This is a genomic window from Alphaproteobacteria bacterium, from assembly GCA_041396705.1.
GTDB lineage: Bacteria > Pseudomonadota > Alphaproteobacteria > CALKHQ01 > CALKHQ01 > CALKHQ01.
In genome coordinates, this window is the sequence record JAWKYB010000015.1 from 14,406 (window position 1) to 35,828 (window position 21,423).

The window sequence follows — 21,423 nt, forward strand, 5'->3', positions numbered from 1 at the left end:
CCGCCGCGGCCGTCGCCCTCACACCACTGCTGCGGCCCGGATGCGCTCCATCGCCTCGCGATAGGGCGCCGGGCCCCAGCTGACCCGGGCGACGCCGAGCCGGCCGAGGCGGTCGAGCGGCGGCAGCCCGGGCCGCATCATCACGTTCACCGGCAGCCGGCTCGCCTCGGTAACCCGGGCAATGAGCGATTCCTCGACCAGGGCCGGCACGAAGAAGCCGTCGGCACCCGCCTCGGCATAGGCGGCGGCCCGCTCCATCGCCTCGTCCATCAGCGCGGCATGACGCGAGGCATCCGGCTCGCCGAGGAACAGGTCGGTGCGGGCGTTGACGAACAGCGGCACGCCGCGTTCGTCGGCGGCGCGACGCAGCGCGGCGATGCGCCTGGTCTGCAGGTCGACGGGGTGGAGACCGCTGCCGCCGACCACCCGATCCTCGAAGTTGACGCCGATCGCCCCGGTCGCGAGCAATCGGTCGGCGTTCGCCGCCAGCCGCTCGGGCTCGACCGCGTAGCCGCCCTCGAAGTCGACGGTGAGCGGTAGGTCGACGGTTGCCGCGATTCGCGCGACGATGCGCAGCGCGAGATCCAACGGAATTGCCTCGCCGTCGGGATAGCCGTGCGCGGCGGCGACCGACCAGCTGCCGGTGGCGATCGCCTTCGCACCGGCGTCGGCAACGGCCTTGGCCGTGCCGGCGTCCCAGACATTGTAGAGCAGCAGCGGCTGGCCCTTGCGATGCAGGGCCGCGAATGCGCGGGCCTTTTCGGCCTGGTTCATGACGTTTCCTCCTCAAGGCGCTGCCGTCCGGCCGCGGCTTCGTGATCGATCAGCCAACGCTTGCGCCACAGCCCGCCGCCATAGCCGGTCAGTGCGCCGTTCGACGCAACGACACGATGGCAGGGAATGGCGATCGCGATCCTGTTGGCGCCGTTGGCGGCGGCGCAGGCGCGGACCGCGTGCGGCCGGCCGACCCGCTCGGCCAGGCCGGCATAGGTCTCGGTCGTCCCCGGCGGAATACCGGCGAGGGCCTGCCATACGGCGCGCTGGAACGGCGTGCCGGACGTGGCCAGGGGCAGCGCGCCCGGCCCGGCGCCGTCGGCGAAATAGCCCCGCAGCCACGCCGCGACGCCTTCGGAAATGGCATTCGATGCCTGTACTGGCGTCGCGCCGGTCTGCCGGCTGATCCGATCGAGCTGCGCTGCGAGATTCGGGCGATCGACGAATTCGAGCAGATGCAGGGACTGCTCGTCCGCGATCGAGAGCATCGGGCCGAGGGGCGTGTCGTGCCATGCGGCCCAAAGCAGCCCGCGGCCGCGCAGCCGTGCCGGCGCGTCGCCGAGCATCCGCGTAACCGCGTCGCGGAACCCGCTGCCCGATTCGTTGCCGACGTCGAGTTGCGCATCGATGACCCGCGCGCCGGCGGCAAGCTGTCCGGCCGCGCGAGCCAGCCGGCGCATCCGGGCCATCTCCAGGAAGCTCGTTCCATAGAGGCGGCGGAACCGGCGCCGCACGGTCGACGGCTCGCAGCCGAGCGCACGCAGCCGGTCCTCGCTCCAGACCGATTGCGGATCCCGGTCGAGACGCGCCAGCAGGTCCCGGACCAGGGGGTCGCCGCCGCTCATCGACTGCAGCGGCCGGCAGCGCAGGCAGGGGCGGTATCCTTCCGCCAGGCAATCCGCCACCGCGGTGCGGAACGCGACATTGGAGCGCTTCGGTTTGCGCGCCGGGCAGGTCAGCCGGCAGAACACGCCGGTCGTGCGCACGCAGACGAAGACGTGCCCGTCGAAAGACGGGTCGCGGTCGAGCAGCGCCCCGTAGAGCGCGTCGTCGTCGGGCATGGGCAGCGACATGCGCCATTCCTAGCGCGACGGCGGAGCGACCGCCGCCGGAAATCCGACACCTATTCCGCGCCGCCCGGCAACGCAGCAAGGTCGGCGCCCGTTCGGCCGACTAGGCCCGGCGGTTGCGCCGGCGACCGCGTCGGCTACTGTCAAGCCACGTCCCGACTGCCATGGACCGGCACATTGACCCAGGCCCTCTCCGCGACCGCCTTTTCGATTCTCGGTCAGACCCCGCTGCTGCGGGGCCTGCCGGAGGGCGCATTCGCGGCGCTGGCGGCAGCGAGCAGCGAGCGGTTCGTCCGGCGTGGCGAGGTGCTGTTCCTGCAGGGCGCTCCAGCGGAGCACATTTGGGTCGTGATCGACGGCTGGATCAAGATCTACCGGACCACCCAGGGCGGCGCCGAAGCGGTGATGGCGGTGTTCACCCGCGGCCAGAGCTTCGCCGAGGCCGCCGTGTTCCGCGCGGCCGGCTATCCGACCACCGCCGAGGCGGCGACCGACGCACGGGTGGTACGGGTGCCGGCCGCGGCGCTGATGCGGCTGGTGCGCGAACGACCGGAGGCAGCGCTGGCCATGCTGGCGTCGCTGTCGCAGAAGCTGCATCTGCTGATCGGGGAACTGGAACAGCTCAAGGTCAGCGGGGGCGCCCAGCGCGTCGCCGGCTTCCTGTTGTCGCTGTGCGACGGCACCGGCGACCAGACCGTCGCCCTGCCCTACGACAAGGCCCTGATCGCCGCCAAGGTCGGCATGAAACCGGAAAGCCTGTCGCGCGCCTTCAACCGGCTGCGCGGGCTGGGCGTACGGATCGACGGCGACAGCGTGCGCATCGCCGACGTCGCCGGCCTGCAGAGCTTCGCGACGGAAACGGACTGACCCCGCCTCAGATGCTGGGGTCGTCGATCAGCGGGTTCGGCTTGGCCAGGCCCTCCAGGTCGGCGAGCGCCGTCAAGGTGATCTGGGCGCCGTCGACTTCGACCCCATAGGGCTTCAGCGTGCCGAACGCACGCGACAGGTTTTCCGGCGTCATGCCGAGCTGGCCGGCCAGCACCCGCTTCTCGATCTGCAGCGCCACCGTGCCGTTGCCGCCCTGGGCGGCATGATGGCGCAGGAGATAGTTGGCCAGACGCTCGACCCCGGTGCGCAGCTTCAGGTCCTTCTGCGCCTTGACCACCGCGCGGTAGCACGAGGCCAGTTCGACGATGATCGCGCGGTTGAACGCCGGGTCCACGTCCATGACCGCGCGGATATTGTCGGACGGGATCAGCAGGACGCGCGATTTCTCCAGCGTCCGCGCCGACATCAGGTAGGCGGCGTCCTTCAGCACGGCGGCGAGGATGAAGGTGGAGACCGGGCGCACCGTCGCCATCGTCGTCTCGCGGTTGTTGGCGCAGGCGAACAGCTCGACCGCGCCGGCGACGACCACGTGCAGGAAGTCCGCCGGCTCGCCCTCCGCGATCAGCTGAACCTGCGGCGGGAACGACTGCAGATAGGCCACCCGCATCAGGTCGGCGAAGTGCGCGTCGGCCATGTCGGCGAACAGCCGCAGCCCCCTGACGCTTCTCAGATCCTCGTCCCGCACGCTCTGCCTCTCCCGGCGCAAGCCAACGCTTGACATATATCAATCGTGGAATTGCCGCCACCCCAAGCCGCGACCGGACATCGATCAAGCGGCACGCCGAAGCCCTTGGGCCGATTGATTATTTTGCTCCACTGCGGCCGAACTCTTGACTTTGGTCAAGCCCGCCGGCCGATGCCCTGGCGTCATCTTGTTCCCGCATCCAAGAACCGTCCGTTCGGACGGCGGCAACATCGCGTTTTGGGACAGGATCGATGCAACAACTGGACGGCGTCACCCCAGGCCAGCAGCGCAATGCGCTGGCGACGAGCACCTTGGCCTTCACCGTCTGCTTCGCCGTGTGGACGATCTTCTCGATCATCGGCGTCAGGATCAAAAACGACCTGCAGCTGAACGACACCGAGTTCGGCATCCTGGTGGCGACGCCGATCCTCACCGGCTCGCTGAGCCGCATTTTCCTCGGCATCTGGACCGACCAATATGGCGGCCGGATCGTCTATTCGCTGCTGATGGCGGTGACATCGATCGCCGTCTACCTGCTGTCGACGGTCGAGACCTACGAGATGTTCCTGGTCGCGGCACTCGGCGTCGGCCTCGCCGGCGGCTCGTTCGCGGTCGGCATCGCCTACGTCTCGCGCTGGTACGACCGCGCGCACCAGGGCACCGCGCTCGGCATATTCGGCATGGGCAACGTCGGCTCGGCGGTGACCAACTTCGGTGCGCCGTTCCTGCTGGTCGCGATCGGCTGGGAAGGCACGGCCCAGGTCTATGCAGCGGTGCTGCTGGCGACGGCGGTGCTGTTCTTCCTGCTGACCAAGGACGATCCGACCACGGCCAAGCGCAAGGCGGCCGGCACGCGGCCGAAATCGGCGTTCATGCAGCTGACGCCGCTGAAGCGGCTGCAGGTCTGGCGGTTCGCGCTCTACTACTTCTTCGTGTTCGGCGCCTTCGTCGCGCTGGCGCTGTGGCTGCCGCGCTATTACGTCGGCGTCTACGGGCTGGACATCAAGACGGCCGGCATGCTCGCCGCCGCCTACGCCCTGCCCGGCAGCGTGTTCCGCGCACTGGGCGGCTTCCTGTCCGACCGGTTCGGCGCCCGCGCGGTGATGTACTGGACCTTCATCGCCTCGGTGGTGATCTGCTTCTTCCTCAGCTACCCGGCCACAGACTATGTGGTGCAGGGCATCGAAGGCCCGATCGCCTTCAACATCACCATCAGCCTGCCGGTGTTCGTGGTGCTGACCGTGTTGCTCGGCTTTTTCATGAGCCTGGGCAAGGCCGCGGTCTACAAGCACATCCCGGTCTACTACCCCGACAATGTCGGCGCCGTCGGCGGCCTGGTCGGCATGATCGGCGGGCTCGGCGGCTTCGTGCTGCCGATCTGCTTCGGGATCATGAACGACGCCATCGGCGTGTGGACAAGCTGCTTCATGCTGCTGTTCGCCCTGGTCGCCGTGGCGCTGGCGTGGATGCATCTGGCCATCCGCCGGATGGAGCGCCGGGCGGCCGCCGAAGCCCTCGGCGCTCTGCCCGAACTGCCAGAGCTGATCGAGCTGCACGGGCCGGAGCACGAGGGCGCCCTGGGTTCCACCGACCGGCAGCGCGCGTCTGGTCCGGCGGCCGATCGGCGACTGCGGCCAGCACAGTAGATCGACACCATCCCCGCGGGGCGCGCCCGCCATGCGCGCCCCGCCGCAATGGAGACCGACGCACATGACAACGGTACAGACATCCGACGGCGGCAGAAGAGGACACCTGCTGACCGACTGGCGCCCGGACGAACCATCGTTCTGGGAGGGCGGCGGCCGGCGGATCGCCAGCAAGAACCTGTGGATCTCGATCCCCTGCCTGCTGCTCGCCTTCTCGGTGTGGATGGTGTGGAGCGTGGTGGTGGCCAAGCTGCCGACCATCGGCTTCACCTACAGCACCGACCAACTGTTCTGGCTGGCCGCCCTGCCCGGCCTGTCCGGCGCCACTCTCAGAATCTTCTACTCGTTCATGGTGCCGATCTTCGGCGGGCGGCTGTGGACGACGCTGTCGACCGCCTCGCTGCTGCTGCCGGCGCTGGGCATCGGCTTCGCGGTGCAGGATCCTGAGACGCCCTACATCCTGTTCCTCGCCCTCGCCCTGCTGTGCGGCTTCGGCGGCGGCAACTTCGCCTCGTCGATGGCCAACATCAATTTCTTCTATCCGAAGAAGCGCAAGGGCAACGCGCTGGCGCTCAACGCCGGCCTCGGCAATGCTGGCGTCAGCGTGATGCAGTTCGTGGTGCCGCTGGTGATCACCGCCGGCGTGTTCGGCGCCATCGGCGGCGAGCCGCAGGCGGTCGACGGCGGCGGCCAGCTGTGGCTGCAGAACGCCGGCTTCATCTGGGTGCCGTTCCTGGTGCTCAGCGCGCTGGCCGCCTGGTTCGGCATGGACGACATCGCCAGCGCCAAGGCCTCGTTCCGCGAGCAATCGGTGATCTTCAAGCGCAAGCACAACTGGATCATGTGCGTGCTGTACACCGGCACCTTCGGCTCGTTCATCGGCTACTCCGCCGGTTTCCCGCTGCTCGCCAAGACCCAGTTCCCCGACGTCGACTCGCTGCAGTTCGTCTTCCTCGGGCCGCTGATCGGCGCACTGTCGCGGGCCGCGACCGGCTGGGTCTCCGACAAGTTCGGCGGCGGCCGGGTCACCTTCTGGACCTTCCTGGTGATGATCGTCGCGGTCGGCGGCGTGCTGTTCTTCCTCGACATCAAGGAAAGCGGCGGCGCGTTCTGGGGCTTCTTCGCCTGCTTCATGGTGCTGTTCTTCGCCACCGGCGTCGGCAACGCATCCACCTTCCAGATGATCCCGACGATCATGCGCCAGGAGGTGAAGCGGCTGATGCCCGGCCTGGACGAGACCCAGTTCCTGCGCCAGGCCGAGCGCGAGTCCGCCGCCATCATCGCCTTCACCTCGGCGATCGCGGCCTACGGCGCCTTCTTCATCCCGAAGGCCTACGGCACCTCGATCACGCTGAGCGGCGGGCCGGAATGGGCGCTGGTGTTCTTCATGGCCTTCTACGCCATCTGCGTCGTCATGACCTGGGCCTTCTATACGCGGCGCAACGCGCCGGTGCCCTGCTGATCGCGGACCGGGGAGCCTCGCAATGAGCCAATTGCTCGACCGCCTGAACTTCTTCGCCCGCAAGAACGTGGGGGAATTCGCCGACGGTCACGGCGTGACCACCAACGAGGACCGCAGCTGGGAGGAGGGCTATCGCCGCCGCTGGCAGCACGACAAGATCGTGCGCTCGACCCACGGCGCCAACTGCACCGGCTCCTGCTCGTGGAAGATCTACGTCAAGGGCGGGATCGTCACCTGGGAGACGCAGCAGACCGACTATCCGCGGACCCGGCCCGACCTGCCCAACCACGAGCCGCGCGGCTGCTCGCGCGGCGCCAGTTACAGCTGGTACCTCTACTCGGGCAACCGGGTGAAGTACCCGCTGGTCCGGGCCCGGCTGCTGCGGCTGTGGCGGGACGCGCGCAGGACGCTGGCGCCGGTGGCGGCGTGGGCCTCGATCGTCGAGGACCCGACGAAGCGCGTCGCCTATACCGCAAAGCGCGGCCTCGGCGGCTTCGTGCGGGCGAAGTGGGACGAGGTCAACGAGCTCATCGCCGCCGCCAACGCCTACACGGCGAAGACCTACGGCCCTGACCGTGTGATCGGCTTCTCGCCGATCCCCGCCATGTCGATGGTCTCCTATGCGGCCGGCTCGCGCTACCTGTCGCTGATGGGCGGCGTGTGCATGTCGTTCTACGACTGGTACTGCGACCTGCCACCCGCCAGCCCGCAGACCTGGGGCGAGCAGACCGACGTGCCGGAGAGCGCCGACTGGTACAACTCCGGCTTCCTGATCCTGTGGGGCTCGAACGTGCCGCAGACGCGCACGCCCGACGCTCATTTCTACACCGAGGTCCGCTACAAGGGTGCCAAGTCGGTGGTGATCAGCCCCGACTACTCCGAGGCGGCGAAGTTCTCGGACCTGTGGCTGCACCCGAAGCAGGGCACCGACAGCGCACTGGCGATGGCGTTGGGCCACGTCATCCTGCGCGAGTTCCACATCGACCGCCAGGCCGAGTATTTCGAGGACTATGCCCGGCGCTACACCGACATGCCGATGCTGGTCCGGTTGGTCGAACGCGACGGCCGCTACGTGCCGGACCGGTTGGTCCGCGCCTCGGACTTCAAGGCCAATCTGGGCCAGAAGAACAACCCCGAGTGGAAGACCGTCGCCGTCGACCGCACGACGGGCGAGGTCGTGGTGCCGACCGGCTCGGTCGGCTTCCGCTGGGGCGAGCAGGGCAAGTGGAACCTCGAGGCCAAGGACGCCAAGGGCAAGGACACCGACCTGCGGCTGACCCTGGTGATGGAGGAGGACCACGACGACGTGGTCGCGGTCGGCTTCCCCTATTTCGGCAACCGCGAGCACGATCACTTCAAGGGCACCGACCATCCGTCCGTGCTGATCCGCAACGTGCCGGTCAAGGCGGTGGCGCTGAAGGACGGCGATGCGCTGGTCGCCACCGTGTTCGACCTGTTCGTCGCCAACTACGGCGTCGATCGCGGGCTGGGCGGCGAACACGTCGCCAAGGACTATGCGCAGAACGAACCCTACACCCCGGCCTGGGCCGAGGCGATCACCGGCGTTCCGGCGGCGCAGATCGTTGCGGTCGCCCGCGAGTTCGCCCGCAACGCCGAGAAGACCCACGGCAAGTCGATGGTCATCCTCGGCGCCGGCCTGAACCACTGGTACCACATGGACATGAACTACCGGGGGATCATCAATCTCCTGGTGATGTGCGGCTGCGTCGGCCAGTCCGGCGGCGGCTGGTGCCACTATGTCGGGCAGGAGAAGCTCAGGCCGCAGACCGGCTGGCTGCCGCTGGCCTTCGGCCTGGACTGGGGCCGGCCGCCGCGGCAGATGAACTCGACCTCGTTCTGGTATGCGCATACCGACCAGTGGCGCTACGAAAGCCTGGGCGTCGACGAGATCCTGTCGCCGACCGCGCCGGACGGCCCGTGGGACGGCGCGCTGATCGACTACAACATCCGCGCCGAGCGGATGGGCTGGCTGCCGTCGGCGCCGCAGCTGAAGACCAACCCCTTGGAGGTGGCCAAGGCGGCCGAGAAGGCGGGCAAGGAGCCGAAGGACTATGTGGTCGAGGCGCTGAAGAGCGGCGCGCTGCAGATGTCCTGCGAGGATCCGGACGACCCGGCCAACTGGCCGCGCAACCTGTTCGTCTGGCGCTCGAACCTGCTCGGCTCGTCGGGCAAGGGCCACGAGTACTTCCTCAAGCACCTGCTCGGCACCAAGCATGGCGTGATGAACAGGGACCTCGGCGAGGAGGGCGGCGCCAAGCCGCTGGAGGCGGCCTGGCACGATGCTGCGCCCGAAGGCAAGCTCGACCTGCTGGTCACGCTCGACTTCCGGATGTCGACCACCTGCGTCTACTCCGACATCGTCCTGCCCACCGCCACCTGGTACGAGAAGAACGACCTCAACACCTCCGACATGCACCCGTTCATCCACCCGCTGACCGGCGCGGTGGACCCGGTGTGGGAGTGCAAGTCGGACTGGGACATCTACAAGGGCATCGCCAAGGCGTTCTCCGATGTCGCCCCCGAGGTGCTGGGCGTCGAGAAGGACGTGGTGCTGGTGCCGATCCTGCACGACACGCCGGCGGAGATCGCGCAGGCGCTGGACGTGAAGGACTGGAAGCGGGGCGAGACCGACCCGCTCCCCGGCAAGACCATGCCGCAGATCGCGGTGGTCGAGCGCGACTATCCCAATCTGTACAAGCGTTTCACCGCGCTCGGGCCGTTGCTTGACAAGCTCGGCAACGGCGGCAAGGGCATCAGCTGGGACACCGCGCACGAGGTCGAGAACCTGAAGGCGTTGAACGGCACCGTCGCCGAGGACGGGCCGACCAAGGGCATGGCGCGGATCGAGACCGACATCGACGCCAGCGAGGTGATCCTGATGCTGGCGCCGGAGACCAACGGCGAGGTCGCGGTCAAGGCGTGGCAGGCGCTGTCGAAGAACACCGGCCGCGACCACAGCCACCTGGCGGTGCCGAAGGAGGACGAGAAGATCCGCTTCCGCGACGTGGTCGCACAGCCGCGCAAGATCATCTCGTCCCCGACCTGGTCGGGGCTGGAATCCGAGAAGGTCTGCTACAACGCCGGCTACACCAACGTCCACGAGCTGATCCCCTGGCGGACTCTGACGGGCCGCCAGCAGCTGTACCAGGATCACCTGTGGATGCGGGCGTTCGGCGAGGGCTTCTGCGTCTATCGCCCGCCGGTCGACCTGAAGACGGTCAAGCCGGTGATCGACGCCAAGGGCGGCGGCCGCAAGCAGGTGGTGCTGAACTTCATCACCCCGCACCAGAAGTGGGGCATCCACTCCACCTACACCGACAACCTGATGATGCTGACGCTGAACCGCGGCGGCCCGGTGGTCTGGATCTCCGAGGTCGACGCGGCCAAGGCCGGCATCGAGGACAACGACTGGGTCGAGGCCTACAACGTCAACGGCGCGCTGACGGCGCGGGCGGTCGTCTCCCAACGGATGAAGGAGGGAACGATCTTCATGTACCACGCCCAGGAGAAGATCATTAACACCCCGGGCGCGGAGACCACCGGCAACCGCGGCGGCATCCACAACTCGGTGACCCGCGCGATCGTCAAGCCGACCCACATGATCGGCGGCTACGCCCAGCAGTCCTACGGCTTCAACTACTACGGCACCGTCGGGTCGAACCGCGACGAGTTCGTCATCGTGCGCAAGATGGACAAGGTCGACTGGCTCGAGCGGCCGGCCGCCCAGGCAATGGAGGCCGCGGAATGAAAATCCGTGCTCAGATCGGCATGGTGCTGAACCTCGACAAGTGCATCGGCTGCCATACCTGCTCGGTCACCTGCAAGAACGTGTGGACCAACCGCGAGGGCATGGAATACGCGTGGTTCAACAACGTCGAGACCAAGCCCGGCATCGGCTATCCCAAGGAATGGGAGAACCAGGCGCGCTGGAACGGCGGCTGGGTGCGCACCGGCAACGGCCGCATCCGGCCGAAGATGGGCCCGAAATGGCGGATCCTGGCGAAGATCTTCGCCAACCCCGACCTGCCGGAGATCGACGACTACTACGAGCCGTTCACCTTCGACTACGAGCATCTGCAGAACGCGCCGGAGCTGGAGGCGACGCCGACGGCCCGTCCGCGCTCGCTGATCGACGGCGAGCGCATCGAGAAGATCAAGTGGGGTCCGAACTGGGAGGAGATCCTCGGCGGCGAGTTCGCCAAGCGGTCGAAAGACGCCAACTTCGAGGGCATCGAGAAGGAAATCTACGGCCAGTTCGAGAACACCTTCATGATGTACCTGCCCAGGCTGTGCGAGCACTGCCTGAACCCGACCTGCGTCGCCGCCTGCCCGTCCGGGGCGATCTACAAGCGCGAGGACGACGGCATCGTCCTGATCGACCAGGAGAAATGCCGCGGCTGGCGGATGTGCGTGTCCGGCTGCCCGTACAAAAAAATCTATTACAACTGGTCGAGCGGGAAGTCGGAGAAGTGCATCTTCTGCTACCCGCGCATCGAGGCCGGGCAGCCGACCGTCTGCTCGGAAACCTGCGTCGGGCGCATCCGTTATCTCGGCGTGCTGCTCTATGACGCCGACCGCATCGAGGCGGCGGCGTCGGCGGCCGACCCCAAGGACCTGTACCAGGCCCAGCTCGACCTGTTCCTGAACCCGGACGACCCGGCGGTGATCGCCCAGGCGAGGGCCGACGGCGTACCGGAGGCCTGGCTCGATGCGGCGCGCAGGTCGCCGGTCTACCGGATGGCGATGGACTGGAAGGTCGCCTTCCCGCTGCACCCGGAATACCGCACCCTGCCCATGGTCTGGTACGTGCCGCCGCTGTCGCCGATCCAGTCGGCGGCGGAGGCCGGCCGGATCGGCGTCGACGGCGAGCTGCCCGACGTGCGGTCGCTGCGCATTCCGGTCCGCTACCTCGCCAACCTGCTGACGGCGGGCAAGGAGGAGCCGATCGTCCGCGGGCTGGAGCGGATGCTGGCGATGCGCGGCTACATGCGCTCGAAGACCATCGACGGCGTGATCGACGAGATCATCGCCGAGCGGGTCGGCCTGACCCCAGAGGCGATCGAGCGGATGTACCACGTGATGGCCATCGCCAACTACGAGGACCGCTTCGTCATCCCGACCACGCACCGGGAAGTCGGCGAAGACGCCTACGACCTGCGCGGCTCCTGCGGTTTCAGCTTCGGCAACGGCTGCTCGGAGGGAACCAGCGCGCCCAGCCTGTTTGGCGGCCGCAAGCGCAAGACGGTGCAGACCCCGACGGAGGTGTTCTGATGGGACAGGCCTACAAGCTGCTCTCGCTGCTGCTGAGCTATCCGGGCGAGGACCTGGTCGCCGCGGCGCCGGTGCTGCGCCGCGCGGTGGCCGGCGACTCGGCCATCCCGGCACGGCTGAAGGCCGGGCTGACGGCGCTGGTCGACGACCTCGGGCGCGGCGATCCGTTCGACGCGCAGGAGCGCTATGTGGCGCTGTTCGACCGCTCGCGCAGCCTGTCGCTGCATCTGTTCGAGCATGTTCACGGCGAAGGCCGCGACCGCGGCCAGGCGATGGTCGACCTGGCCGAGCTCTATCGCAGCCACGGGCTGGCGATCGAGGCCAGGGAACTGCCGGACTACCTGCCGCTGTTCCTTGAGTTCCTCTCGACCCTGCCGCCCGGCGAGGCGCGGGCGCTGCTGGCCGAGACCGGCCACGTGCTGGCGGCGCTGTTCCAGCGCCATCGCAAGCGCGGCACCGCCTATGCAGTGGTGTTCGAGACGCTGTCGGCGCTGGCCGGCGCTTCCGCCGGCCCGACGGACGAACAGGCCACCGCACCCGACGAGGACCCCGACGACCTCGGCGCGCTCGACCGCGCCTGGGAGGAGGAAGCGGTCACGTTCGGCCCCGGCGCAGCCGGGTCGGCGGCGCCCGACGGCGCGTGCCCCGCGGCACGCGCGGTGCTGGCGCGCATGGACGCGGCGCCGCACGGCGATGCGGCCTGAGGAGACGGAACGATGGGTGAGTTCTTTCAAACGCTGATCTTCGGCATCTATCCCTATGTGGCGCTGGCCGTGCTCGCGATCGGCTCGATCATCCGCTACGACCGCGAGCCCTACACGTGGCGGTCCGGCTCCAGCCAACTGCTGCGGCGACGCCAGCTCGTCATCGGCTCTGTGCTGTTCCACGTCGGCGTGCTGGTCGTGTTCTTCGGCCATCTGATCGGCCTGTTGACCCCGATCGAGGTGTTCGACTGGCTCGGCATCGGCCACGGCCTCAAGCAGGTGGCCGCGATCGCCGTCGGCGGCGTGGCCGGCGTGCTCGCATTGGTCGGCGCGACCATGCTGGCGCACCGGCGCCTGTTCGACAGCCGGATCCGGCGCACCTCCGGCTTCGCCGACAGCGCGATCATCCTGATCCTGTGGGTCCAGCTGGTGCTGGGCCTGTTGACGATCCCGTTCTCGCTCGGGCACCTGGACGGCGCGGAGATGGTGAAGTTCATGTCCTGGGCGCGCGGCATCTACACCTTCGACCTGGATGCGGCCGGCTACATCGCCGACGTCAGCCCGGTGTTCAAGCTGCACCTGTTCCTCGGCCTGACCATCTTCCTGCTGTTCCCGTTCACCCGCCTGGTCCACATGCTCAGCGTGCCGCTGCGCTACATCTGGCGGCCGGGCTACCAGGTGGTGCGGGCGCGGCGTCAGGTCCGGCGGCTGCCGGCGGCGGAGTGACGGCGATGGACAGCGTGTCTGTGAACGGCGTTGCCATTCCCGAGGCCGCCATCCTGGCCGAGGCACAGAACCACCCGGCCGCCGACGCCGCAGCGGCGCTGGCCGAGGCGCGCGAGGCGCTGGTGGTGCGCGAGCTGCTGCACCAGGAGGCGATGCGCCGCGGTCTGGCGCCGCAGCCGCGCACCGGCGATCCGCGGCGGCGCGAGGCCGACGACGAAACCGCCATCCGCAGCTTGATCGAGGACGAGATCAGCGTGCCGGAAGCGGACGAGGCGACCTGCCGGCGCTACTACGACAACAACCGATCCCGCTTCCGCAGCCCCGACCTGTACGAGGCCGCGCACATCCTGTACGCGGCACAGCCCGACGACCGGGCGGCCTATGCCGCGGCAGAGTTGAGGGCGCGCGCGGCACTGGCACGGCTGTCGGCCGATCCAGGCGCCTTCGCGGCCTTGGCCCAGGCGGAGTCGGCCTGTCCGTCGGGGCGCGACGGCGGCCGCCTCGGCCAGGTCGCGCGCGGCGACACGGTGCCGGAGGTCGAGACCTTCCTCGCCGCGCTGTCCGAGGGCCAGCTGTGCCCGGTGCCGGTGAAGAGCCGGTACGGCGTCCATGTGCTGCGGCTTGACCGCAAGCTGCCCGGCAGGGACCTGCCGTTCGAGGCCGTGCACCGCCGGATCGCCGAACGGCTGCAGGAGGCAAGCTGGCGCCGGGCGGTTGCGCAGTACGTCCGCGTGCTTGCCGGTCGGGCCAGAATCGACGGCATTGCGATCGACAGCGCGAGCTCGCCCCTGGTGCAATGATGGCCGCGCTCGATCGGCGTGCTGCTGCCTCGATGCCGGACATTGGCGGCATCGCGCCGATGCGCCCGGCCGATCTGGCCGATCCGCTGGATTTCATCCTCGGCGACCACTACCGCCAACGCGCCCTGTGTGGCCAGATCGAGCGTTTCGCAGCGACACCGGTCCTGGACCGCGCGCTGGGGCTGGACATCGTCGCGTTCCTCAGCGGCGACATGGCCATCCACGTCATCGACGAGGAACAGGACCTGTTTCCGCTGCTGCGCCGCAGCTGTGCGCCGGAGGACGAAATCGAGCGGGTGCTTGCCGCGTTGAGCCGCGAGCACGGCGACGACGAACGCACGGCGCAAGGCGTGTGCGACGCCATCGTTCGGCTGCTCGGGCAAGACAGCGACACCATCGAGCCGGCGCTGCGCGAGCCCCTCGTCGCGTTCGCCCGGCGCCAGAGACGTCACCTGATGGTGGAAAACAGCATCGTGCTGCCGCTGGCCCGTGCCCGGCTGTCGGCCGCCGACCGGGCCAACCTCGCCCGCCGCATGGCGTCCCGACGCGGCTGGACACCGCCACGCGGCCGCGACGCGCCCGCCGCCCCGCCGCCTGCCGGCACCGAAGCGGCCGCATCGTTCACTCCGTCCTTGCGGCGCGCGCCGGACCGCTATTGAATCGGTCCCAGCCAGGATCGGGAGGGACGAGATGGTACAATTCGGCGTCGGGCAATCCGTGGTGCGCAAGGAGGACCAGCGCCTCCTGACCGGAGCTGGCCGCTATATCGACGACATCAACCTGCCGAACCAGGCGCATGCGGTGTTCGTGCGCTCGCCGCACGCAAATGCGCGGATCGGCGGCATCGACACCAGTGCCGCCGCGGCGGCGGCGGGCGTGATCGCGGTGCTGACGGCAGCAGACGCGGAAGCCGACGGCGTGCCGCCGATCCCCTGCATGGCCGAGATTGCGGTCAAGGAGGGCACCACCCAGAAGATGCCACCGCGCCCGGTGCTGGAGGGGCGTCAGACACGCAACGCCGGCGTCGCCGTCGCCATGGTGGTGGCCGAAACCGCGGCACAGGCGCGCGACGCGGCCGAGCTGGTGGAGGTCGACTGGGAGCCGCAGCCGGCGGTGACCGATATGCACGATGCGATGAAGCCTGGCGCACCCGCCTTGTGGCCGGACGATGCGCCGGACAACGTCGCCTTCGTCTGGGTCGACGGCGACCGCGGCGCGACCGAGGCCGCGTTCGGCCGCGCCGACCGTGTGGTCACGCTCGAGCTTGTCAACAACCGGCTGGTCGCCAACTCGATGGAGCCGCGCGGCTCGATCGGCCAGTACGACGCCGCCGACGGCACCTGGACCCTCTACAACACCTCGCAGGGCGCCCATCTGAACAAGGACATGCTGATGGCGTGCCTGCTGCGCGACGTCGAGCCCGACAAGGTGCGCGTGTTGTGCCCCGATGTCGGCGGCGGCTTCGGCATGAAGGCGTTTCTCTATCCGGAAACGGTGGCCGTGCTGTGGGCGGCAAAGCGGGTCGGCCGGCCGGTGAAGTGGGTCAACGACCGCTCCGAATCCTTCCTGTCGGACTGCCATTCGCGCGACCACATCACCACCGTTTCGGCGGCACTGGACAAGGACTGCAAGGTGATCGGGCTGAAGGCGGAGACGCTGGCCAACATGGGCGGCTATCTCGGCAATTTCGGGCCCTACATCCCGACCGTCGCCGGCAAGGGCATGCACATCGGCGCCTACGACATTCCGGCGGCCTATGTCGAGGTCACCGGCGTATTCACCCACACGGTCTCGACCGACGCCTATCGCGGCGCCGGCCGGCCGGAGGCGGCCTACATGATCGAGCGGCTGATGGACAAGGTCGGCCGCGAGACCGGGCTCGGCCCGATCGAGATCAGGCGTCGCAATTTGGTGAAGGCGGCGCAGATGCCCTATTCCTCGGTGCTGGGCCTGACCTACGACAGCGGCGATTTCCAACGGAACCTCGACGACGCCGTCGCCGATTCCGACTGGGACGGCTACGACGCGCGCAGGGCCGACTCCGCCCGGCGCGGCAAGCTGCGCGGCCGCGGGCTGGCCTACTACATCGAGGTCTGCGGCGGTGCGCCCAACGTGCCGGCGCTGCTGCGCTTCGAGGCGGACGACAGCGTCACCGCGATCATCACCACCCAGTCGAACGGCCAGGGCCATGAGACCGCCTACTCGCAGATCATCGCCGAGCGCCTGGGCGTACCCTACGAGAAGGTGAACATCAGGCAGGGCGATACCGCGTGGATGAAGACCGGCAGCTTCACCGGCGGCTCGCGCTCGGTGCCGGTCGGCGGCGCGGCGGCCCAGATCGCGGCGGACGAGATCATCGAGAAGGGCAAGGCGATCGCGGCCGACCTGCTGGAGGCGGCGCCGGCCGACATCGAGTTCCACGAGGGCCGCTACGCCATCGCCGGCACCGACAGGTCGACCGACATCTTCGCGGTGTCGAAGGCCTGGCGGGAACGGCACAGCGGGCCGGACAGCCTGCTCAGCGCCTATGCCGACTTCGCGCCGGAGGCGGCGACCTTCCCCAACGGATGCCATATCGTCGAGGTCGAGGTCGACCCGGACAGCGGCCAGGTCGAGATCGTGCGCTATACCATCGTCGACGACTTCGGCAAGGTCATCAATCCGAAGCTGCTGACCGGCCAGGTGCATGGCGGCGTCGGCCAGGGCGTCGGCCAGGCGCTGTACGAGGGCACCGTCTACGACGCCGACGGCCAGCTGGTGACCGGCTCGTTCATGGACTACGGCATGCCGCGGGCCGACTATTCGCCGATGATCAAGTTCCGCTGGAACGAGATCCCGTGCACCACCAATCCGCTCGGCATCAAGGGCTGCGGCGAGGCCGGGACCATCGGCGCGCCGCCGGCGGTGATCAACGCCGTGTTCGACGCCGTCGCCGACCGGGGCGTCGACCGCATCGAGATGCCGGCAACCCCGCTGTCGGTTTGGCAGGCGCTACAGTCGGCCAGGATGCGCCCGGCGGCGGGGCTTTGTCGGTGAATTTTTGGTGCATCGACCTGATGGCACTGAATGGGAGTGGGCGGAAATCTGCGGGATTTGTTGGCAGCAATTCGGAACAAAAAAAATGGGCCGGTCGGAGACTAACCCATTGATTTTATTGGTGAGCCCGGCCGGATTCGAACCGGCGACCGTCAGATTAAAAGTCTGCTGCTCTACCGACTGAGCTACGGGCTCCCGGGGATCGGAAGGCGAGGAAGCTACTAGGGAAGGTGCCGGGCCGCGTCAAGCCGAACGGATGGCGATGCGGCCGGCAGCGCCCGCTTCGGCGTCTTCGTCGGCGCCGCTGTCCTTGCCGAAGGCGTTGTTCAGGCGCCGGGCGACGCGCGGCGAGACGAAGTGCGAGACGTCGCCGCCGAGCCGGCCGATCTCCTTGACGAAGCGCGAGGCGATGAACTGGTGCGTCTCCGACGCGGTCAGGAAGACGGTCTCGACCTCGCCGTTCAGCTTCTGGTTCATCGACGCCATCTGGAACTCGTACTCGAAGTCGGAGACGGCGCGCAGCCCGCGGATGATGACCGAACCGCCGCACTGGGTGACGAAATCCATCAGCAGGTTGTCGAAGGCGCGCACCTCGATCCGCGCCGCCTCGTCGGCCGGCAGGGTCGCCACCTCGGCGCGGACCATGTCGACGCGCTCGTCCAGCCCGAACATCGGGCCCTTGTCGCGGTTCTGCGCCACGCCGACCACCAGCCGGTCGACCACCCGCAGCGACCGCTCGATCAGGTCGAAATGGCCGGTGGTGATCGGGTCGAAGGTCCCCGGATAGACCCCGATCCGCGGCTCAGCCGTCATCGCCCTCGCCCCCTTCCGCCTCGTCGTCACCGTTGCCGCCCTCGCCGAAGCTTTCGTCGGCGATGTGGGTCACCGAGACCACGCGCTCGCCCTGCTCGACATTGAACAGGCGCACGCCCTGGGTGTTCCGGCGCAGGATGCCGATCTGGTCCACCGAGGTGCGAATCAGCTGCCCGCCGTCGGTGACCAGCATCACCTGGTCGGCCTCGCCGACCGGGAACACGGCCACCACCTTGCCGTTGCGCCCGCTGGTCTCGATGTCGCCGATGCCCTGGCCGCCCCGACCGATCACACGATAATCGTAGGCCGAGCTGCGCTTGCCGTAGCCGTTCTCGGTCACCGACAGGATGAATTCCTCCTGCGCGCTGAGCTCGGCATAGCGCTCCGGCGACAGCGCCTTCTCGCCGGCCGACGCCGGTTCCTCGGCATCGCCGCGCCGGATCAGGCCAGCCAGCCGCAGATAGGCGTCACGCTCGTCGATGCTGGCATCGACATGACGCAGGACGGACATGGCGATCACCTCGTCCTTGCCCTGCAGCCGGATGCCGCGCACTCCGGTCGAGGTGCGGCCGGAGAAGATGCGCACATCGGGCGCCGCGAAGCGGATGCACTTGCCGGTGCGCGTCGACAGCAGGATGTCGTCGGCCTCGGTGCAGATGCGGACGCCGACCAGCCGGTCGCCCTCGTCCAGCTTCATCGCGATCTTGCCGTTGGCCATGATCCGGGTGAAGTCGGACAGCTTGTTGCGGCGCACCTGGCCTGAGGCGGTGACGAACACCATGGTGCGGTCGTCGGCCTCGTCGGCGTCGTCGGGCAGCGGCAGGATGGTCGACGCCGTCTCGCCCTCGTTGATGGCGAGCAGGTTGACCAGCGGCCGGCCGCGGGCGGCCGGCGCGGCCACCGGCAGGCGATAGACCTTGGTCATGTAGACCATGCCGTCGGTGGTGAACACCAGGAGCGGCGTGTGGGTGTTGGCGACGATCACCTGGGTGACGAAGTCCTCCTCGCGCGTCGCCATGCCGGAGCGGCCCTTGCCGCCGCGGCGCTGCGGCCGATAAGTGGCCAGCGGCACCCGCTTGACATAGCCGGCGTGGGTCACGGTCACCACCATGTCCTCGCGCTGGATCAGGTCCTCGTCGTCGTGCTCGAACTCGCCTTCCTGGATCTCGGTGCGGCGCGCATCGGCGAACTGCTCGCGCACCGCATTCAGCTCGCCGCGGATCACGTCGAGCAGCTTCTCGCGCGAGCCGAGGATGGCGAGCAGGCCGCCGATGGTCTCGACCACCTCGTCAAGTTCGCCGGCGATCTTCTCGCGCTCCAGCCCGGTCAGCCGCTGCAGCTGCAGGGCCAGGATGGCGCGGGCCTGGGTCTCGGACAGCCGGTAGGTCCCGTCCTCCGCCACCGTCCGTCCCGGCTCGCCGACCAGTTCGATCAGCGGGCCGACCTCGCCGACCGGCCACGGCGTCTCGACCAGGCCGTTGCGCGCCGCCTCGGGGTTGGCCGCATGGCGGATCAGCTGGATGACGGGATCGATGTTGGCGACCGCGACGGCCAGGCCGATCAACACGTGCGCGCGTTCGCGGGCGCGCGCCAGCCGGTAGCGGGTGCGCCGGGTGACCACCTCCTCGCGGAAGGCGACGAAGGCCGCGATCAGCCGCTTCAGGTCCATCACCTCGGGCCGGCCGCCGTCCAGCGCCAGCATGTTGACCGCGAAGCTCGACTGCAGCGGGGTATGGCGGAACAGCTGGTTCAGCACCACGTCGCGCTCGGCGTCGCGCTTCAGCTCGATCACCACCCGCACGCCATGGCGGTCGGATTCGTCGCGCAGCTCGGAAATGCCCTCGACCACCTGCTCCTTGTGTGCCTCGGCGATGCGCTCGACCATCCGCGCCTTGTTGACCTGGAACGGCACCTCGTCGACCACGATCGCCCAGCGGTCGTTGGGCCGGCTCTCGAAGCGCGTGCGCCCGCGCATGACGATCGAGCCGCGACCGGTGAGATAGGCCGAGCGGATGCCGGACCGGCCCATGATCAGGCCGCCGGTCGGGAAGTCCGGCCCCGGCACCAGTTCCATCAGCCGCTCGATCGGGATCTCGGGGTTGTCGATATAGGCGAGACAGGCTTCGATCACCTCGCCCAGATTGTGCGGCGGGATGTTGGTGGCCATGCCGACGGCGATGCCGCCGGCGCCGTTGACCAGCAGGTTGGGGAAGCGCGCCGGCAGCACCGTCGGCTCGGTCGCGGATTCGTCGTAGTTGGGCTGGAAATCGACGGTGTCCTCGTCGATGTCCGCGACCAGCTCGCCCGCGATGCGCGCCAGCCGCGCCTCGGTGTAGCGCATTGCCGCCGGCGGATCGCCGTCCATCGAGCCGAAATTGCCCTGGCCGTCGATCAGCATCAGCCGCATCGAGAAGGGCTGCGCCATGCGGACCAGGGCGTCGTAGATCGCCTGGTCGCCGTGCGGGTGCAGCTTGCCCATCACGTCGCCGACGGTGGTCGCCGACTTGCGGTAGGGGCGGTTGTAGACCAGCCCGTTGCTGTTCATCGTGTAGAGGATGCGGCGATGCACGGGCTTCAGCCCGTCGCGCGCGTCCGGCAGCGCGCGGCTGACGATCACGCTCATCGCATAGTCGAGATAGGACTGCTCCATCTCGTGGACGATGGAGACGGTTTCGCCGTCGCGATTCGGGGTCTCTGGGTCGCTCAAGAGATCGCTCTAATGGTCGTGGTCGGACACACCCGCCAGGCCGGCGCGGGACGCCGCGGGCAGCGGACCGGAGGGCCGGCGGCGCCGCGCCGTGGCACGCGCGATCCCTGCCGAATAGCCGTCAAATCCTTGCATTGCTGCGACGCACACTAGCAGTCCCCGCACGTGCGAACAACGGTGATGCACACGGCTTGTGCAGCGCAGGGAGCGGGCCGGGCGGCGCGCTTCAGAACGGGATGTCGTCGTCGAGGTCGCCGGGCCCGCCACCGCCGCCTCGGCCGCCGCCGGACGACTGGCCGCCGCCATAGCCGCCGCCGTAGTCGCCGCCATAGCCGCCGTCGCCGGCGCCGCCGTAGTCGCCACCGCCACCGCCACCGCCGCCCTCGCCGCGGCCGTCGAGCATCGTCAGCTCACCGCGGAAGCGCTGCAGCACCACCTCGGTGGAATAGCGGTCCTGGCCGGACTGGTCCTGCCACTTGCGGGTCTGCAGCGCGCCTTCGACGTAGACCTTCGCACCCTTGCGCAGGAACTTCTCGGCGACTTCGACCAGGCGCTCGTTGAAGATCACCACGCGGTGCCACTCGGTCCGCTCCTGCATCTCGCCGGAATTGCGGTCGCGCCAGCGTTCCGATGTGGCGACGCTGAGGTTGCAGACCTTGCCGCCGTTCTGCAGGCTGCGGATCTCCGGATCGCGCCCCAGATTGCCGATCAGGATCACCTTGTTGACGCTGCCCGCCATGCCTTCTGCCCCCGATTCTGTTATCGCCGCACGGTAGGGCATCACGGTCGGGCAGGCAAACCCGCCGGCCGGTCGCCGCCG

15 protein-coding genes, 1 tRNA gene and 1 pseudogene are annotated in these 21,423 nt (G+C 68.7%); 10 read left to right on the plus strand and 7 right to left on the minus strand.

Features of this window, described 5'->3' with window-relative positions:
- Positions 1-18: 18 nt before the first annotated feature.
- Both R3F55_19915 and R3F55_19920 read right to left on the minus strand, forming a co-directional pair.
- Positions 19-774, minus strand: coding sequence for an isocitrate lyase/phosphoenolpyruvate mutase family protein (locus R3F55_19915; GenBank protein MEZ5669662.1), 756 nt, complete (start codon positions 772-774; stop codon positions 19-21).
- A complete protein-coding gene (locus tag R3F55_19920; GenBank protein ID MEZ5669663.1) occupies positions 771-1,847 on the minus strand; it encodes a trifunctional transcriptional activator/DNA repair protein Ada/methylated-DNA--[protein]-cysteine S-methyltransferase in 1,077 nt (358 codons plus the stop codon). The genes R3F55_19915 and R3F55_19920 overlap by 4 nt, the downstream gene beginning before the upstream one ends.
- Before the next feature lie 174 nt (positions 1,848-2,021).
- On the opposite strand from R3F55_19920, the gene R3F55_19925 reads away from it, so the two are divergent.
- Positions 2,022-2,711, plus strand: a complete 690-nt coding sequence (locus R3F55_19925; GenBank protein MEZ5669664.1) for a Crp/Fnr family transcriptional regulator — start codon at positions 2,022-2,024, stop codon at positions 2,709-2,711.
- Positions 2,712-2,718: 7 nt separating this feature from the next.
- Here the strand turns inward: R3F55_19925 and R3F55_19930 are convergent, their stop codons facing one another.
- Positions 2,719-3,417 carry a cyclic nucleotide-binding domain-containing protein gene (locus R3F55_19930; GenBank protein ID MEZ5669665.1) on the minus strand — a complete coding sequence of 233 codons (699 nt, stop codon included), beginning with the start codon at positions 3,415-3,417 and terminating at the stop codon, positions 2,719-2,721.
- Between the two features lie 251 nt (positions 3,418-3,668).
- Here R3F55_19930 and R3F55_19935 point away from each other — a divergent pair, with 251 nt between their 5' ends.
- From R3F55_19935 to R3F55_19975, 9 genes and pseudogenes are all read left to right on the plus strand, one after another.
- A complete protein-coding gene (locus tag R3F55_19935) occupies positions 3,669-5,063 on the plus strand; it encodes a nitrate/nitrite transporter (GenBank protein ID MEZ5669666.1) in 1,395 nt (464 codons plus the stop codon).
- A gap of 106 nt (positions 5,064-5,169) precedes the next feature.
- A pseudogene (locus R3F55_19940) lies at positions 5,170-6,525 on the plus strand (NarK family nitrate/nitrite MFS transporter).
- Positions 6,526-6,547: 22 nt separating this feature from the next.
- Entirely contained in the window at positions 6,548-10,294 is a 3,747-nt protein-coding gene (locus tag R3F55_19945; protein ID MEZ5669667.1) for a nitrate reductase subunit alpha, read from the plus strand.
- Positions 10,291-11,817: a nitrate reductase subunit beta gene (gene narH / locus R3F55_19950; GenBank protein ID MEZ5669668.1), complete on the plus strand. Its 1,527-nt coding sequence runs from the start codon at positions 10,291-10,293 to the stop codon at positions 11,815-11,817. The genes R3F55_19945 and narH overlap by 4 nt, the downstream gene beginning before the upstream one ends.
- On the plus strand, positions 11,817-12,521 hold the full coding sequence (narJ, locus tag R3F55_19955) for a nitrate reductase molybdenum cofactor assembly chaperone (protein ID MEZ5669669.1): 705 nt from the start codon (positions 11,817-11,819) through the stop codon (positions 12,519-12,521). The genes narH and narJ overlap by 1 nt, the downstream gene beginning before the upstream one ends.
- A 12-nt stretch (positions 12,522-12,533) precedes the next feature.
- Entirely contained in the window at positions 12,534-13,247 is a 714-nt protein-coding gene (gene narI / locus R3F55_19960; GenBank protein ID MEZ5669670.1) for a respiratory nitrate reductase subunit gamma, read from the plus strand.
- Positions 13,248-13,252: 5 nt separating this feature from the next.
- On the plus strand, positions 13,253-14,047 hold the full coding sequence (locus tag R3F55_19965) for a peptidylprolyl isomerase (protein ID MEZ5669671.1): 795 nt from the start codon (positions 13,253-13,255) through the stop codon (positions 14,045-14,047).
- Entirely contained in the window at positions 14,047-14,706 is a 660-nt protein-coding gene (locus R3F55_19970; GenBank protein ID MEZ5669672.1) for a hemerythrin domain-containing protein, read from the plus strand. The genes R3F55_19965 and R3F55_19970 overlap by 1 nt, the downstream gene beginning before the upstream one ends.
- A 31-nt stretch (positions 14,707-14,737) precedes the next feature.
- On the plus strand, positions 14,738-17,083 hold the full coding sequence (locus R3F55_19975; protein MEZ5669673.1) for a xanthine dehydrogenase family protein molybdopterin-binding subunit: 2,346 nt from the start codon (positions 14,738-14,740) through the stop codon (positions 17,081-17,083).
- A 119-nt stretch (positions 17,084-17,202) separates the two neighbouring features.
- Here R3F55_19975 and R3F55_19980 read toward each other — a convergent pair.
- From R3F55_19980 to ssb, 4 genes are all read right to left on the minus strand, one after another.
- Positions 17,203-17,278, minus strand: a tRNA-Lys gene (locus R3F55_19980).
- Between the two features lie 48 nt (positions 17,279-17,326).
- Positions 17,327-17,896, minus strand: a complete 570-nt coding sequence (gene coaD / locus R3F55_19985; protein ID MEZ5669674.1) for a pantetheine-phosphate adenylyltransferase — start codon at positions 17,894-17,896, stop codon at positions 17,327-17,329.
- Positions 17,886-20,603, minus strand: coding sequence for a DNA gyrase subunit A (gyrA, locus tag R3F55_19990; protein ID MEZ5669675.1), 2,718 nt, complete (start codon positions 20,601-20,603; stop codon positions 17,886-17,888). Before gyrA ends, coaD begins: the two co-directional genes overlap by 11 nt.
- A 226-nt stretch (positions 20,604-20,829) precedes the next feature.
- Positions 20,830-21,342, minus strand: a complete 513-nt coding sequence (gene ssb, locus R3F55_19995) for a single-stranded DNA-binding protein (GenBank protein ID MEZ5669676.1) — start codon at positions 21,340-21,342, stop codon at positions 20,830-20,832.
- Between the last annotated feature and the right edge of the window lie 81 nt (positions 21,343-21,423).

Bases quoted from the DNA above. Each gene is read 5' to 3' on its own strand.
- R3F55_19915 (MEZ5669662.1), bottom strand. From the start codon at position 774: ATGAACCAGGCCGAAAAGGCCCGCGCATTCGCGGCCCTGCATCGCAAG.
- narJ (MEZ5669669.1), top strand. From the start codon at position 11,817: ATGGGACAGGCCTACAAGCTGCTCTCGCTGCTGCTGAGCTATCCGGGC.
- R3F55_19970 (MEZ5669672.1), top strand. From the start codon at position 14,047: ATGGCCGCGCTCGATCGGCGTGCTGCTGCCTCGATGCCGGACATTGGC.
- R3F55_19920 (MEZ5669663.1), bottom strand. From the start codon at position 1,847: ATGTCGCTGCCCATGCCCGACGACGACGCGCTCTACGGGGCGCTGCTC.
- narH (MEZ5669668.1), top strand. From the start codon at position 10,291: ATGAAAATCCGTGCTCAGATCGGCATGGTGCTGAACCTCGACAAGTGC.
- narI (MEZ5669670.1), top strand. From the start codon at position 12,534: ATGGGTGAGTTCTTTCAAACGCTGATCTTCGGCATCTATCCCTATGTG.
- R3F55_19975 (MEZ5669673.1), top strand. From the start codon at position 14,738: ATGGTACAATTCGGCGTCGGGCAATCCGTGGTGCGCAAGGAGGACCAG.
- R3F55_19945 (MEZ5669667.1), top strand. From the start codon at position 6,548: ATGAGCCAATTGCTCGACCGCCTGAACTTCTTCGCCCGCAAGAACGTG.
- R3F55_19965 (MEZ5669671.1), top strand. From the start codon at position 13,253: ATGGACAGCGTGTCTGTGAACGGCGTTGCCATTCCCGAGGCCGCCATC.
- R3F55_19935 (MEZ5669666.1), top strand. From the start codon at position 3,669: ATGCAACAACTGGACGGCGTCACCCCAGGCCAGCAGCGCAATGCGCTG.
- coaD (MEZ5669674.1), bottom strand. From the start codon at position 17,896: ATGACGGCTGAGCCGCGGATCGGGGTCTATCCGGGGACCTTCGACCCG.
- ssb (MEZ5669676.1), bottom strand. From the start codon at position 21,342: ATGGCGGGCAGCGTCAACAAGGTGATCCTGATCGGCAATCTGGGGCGC.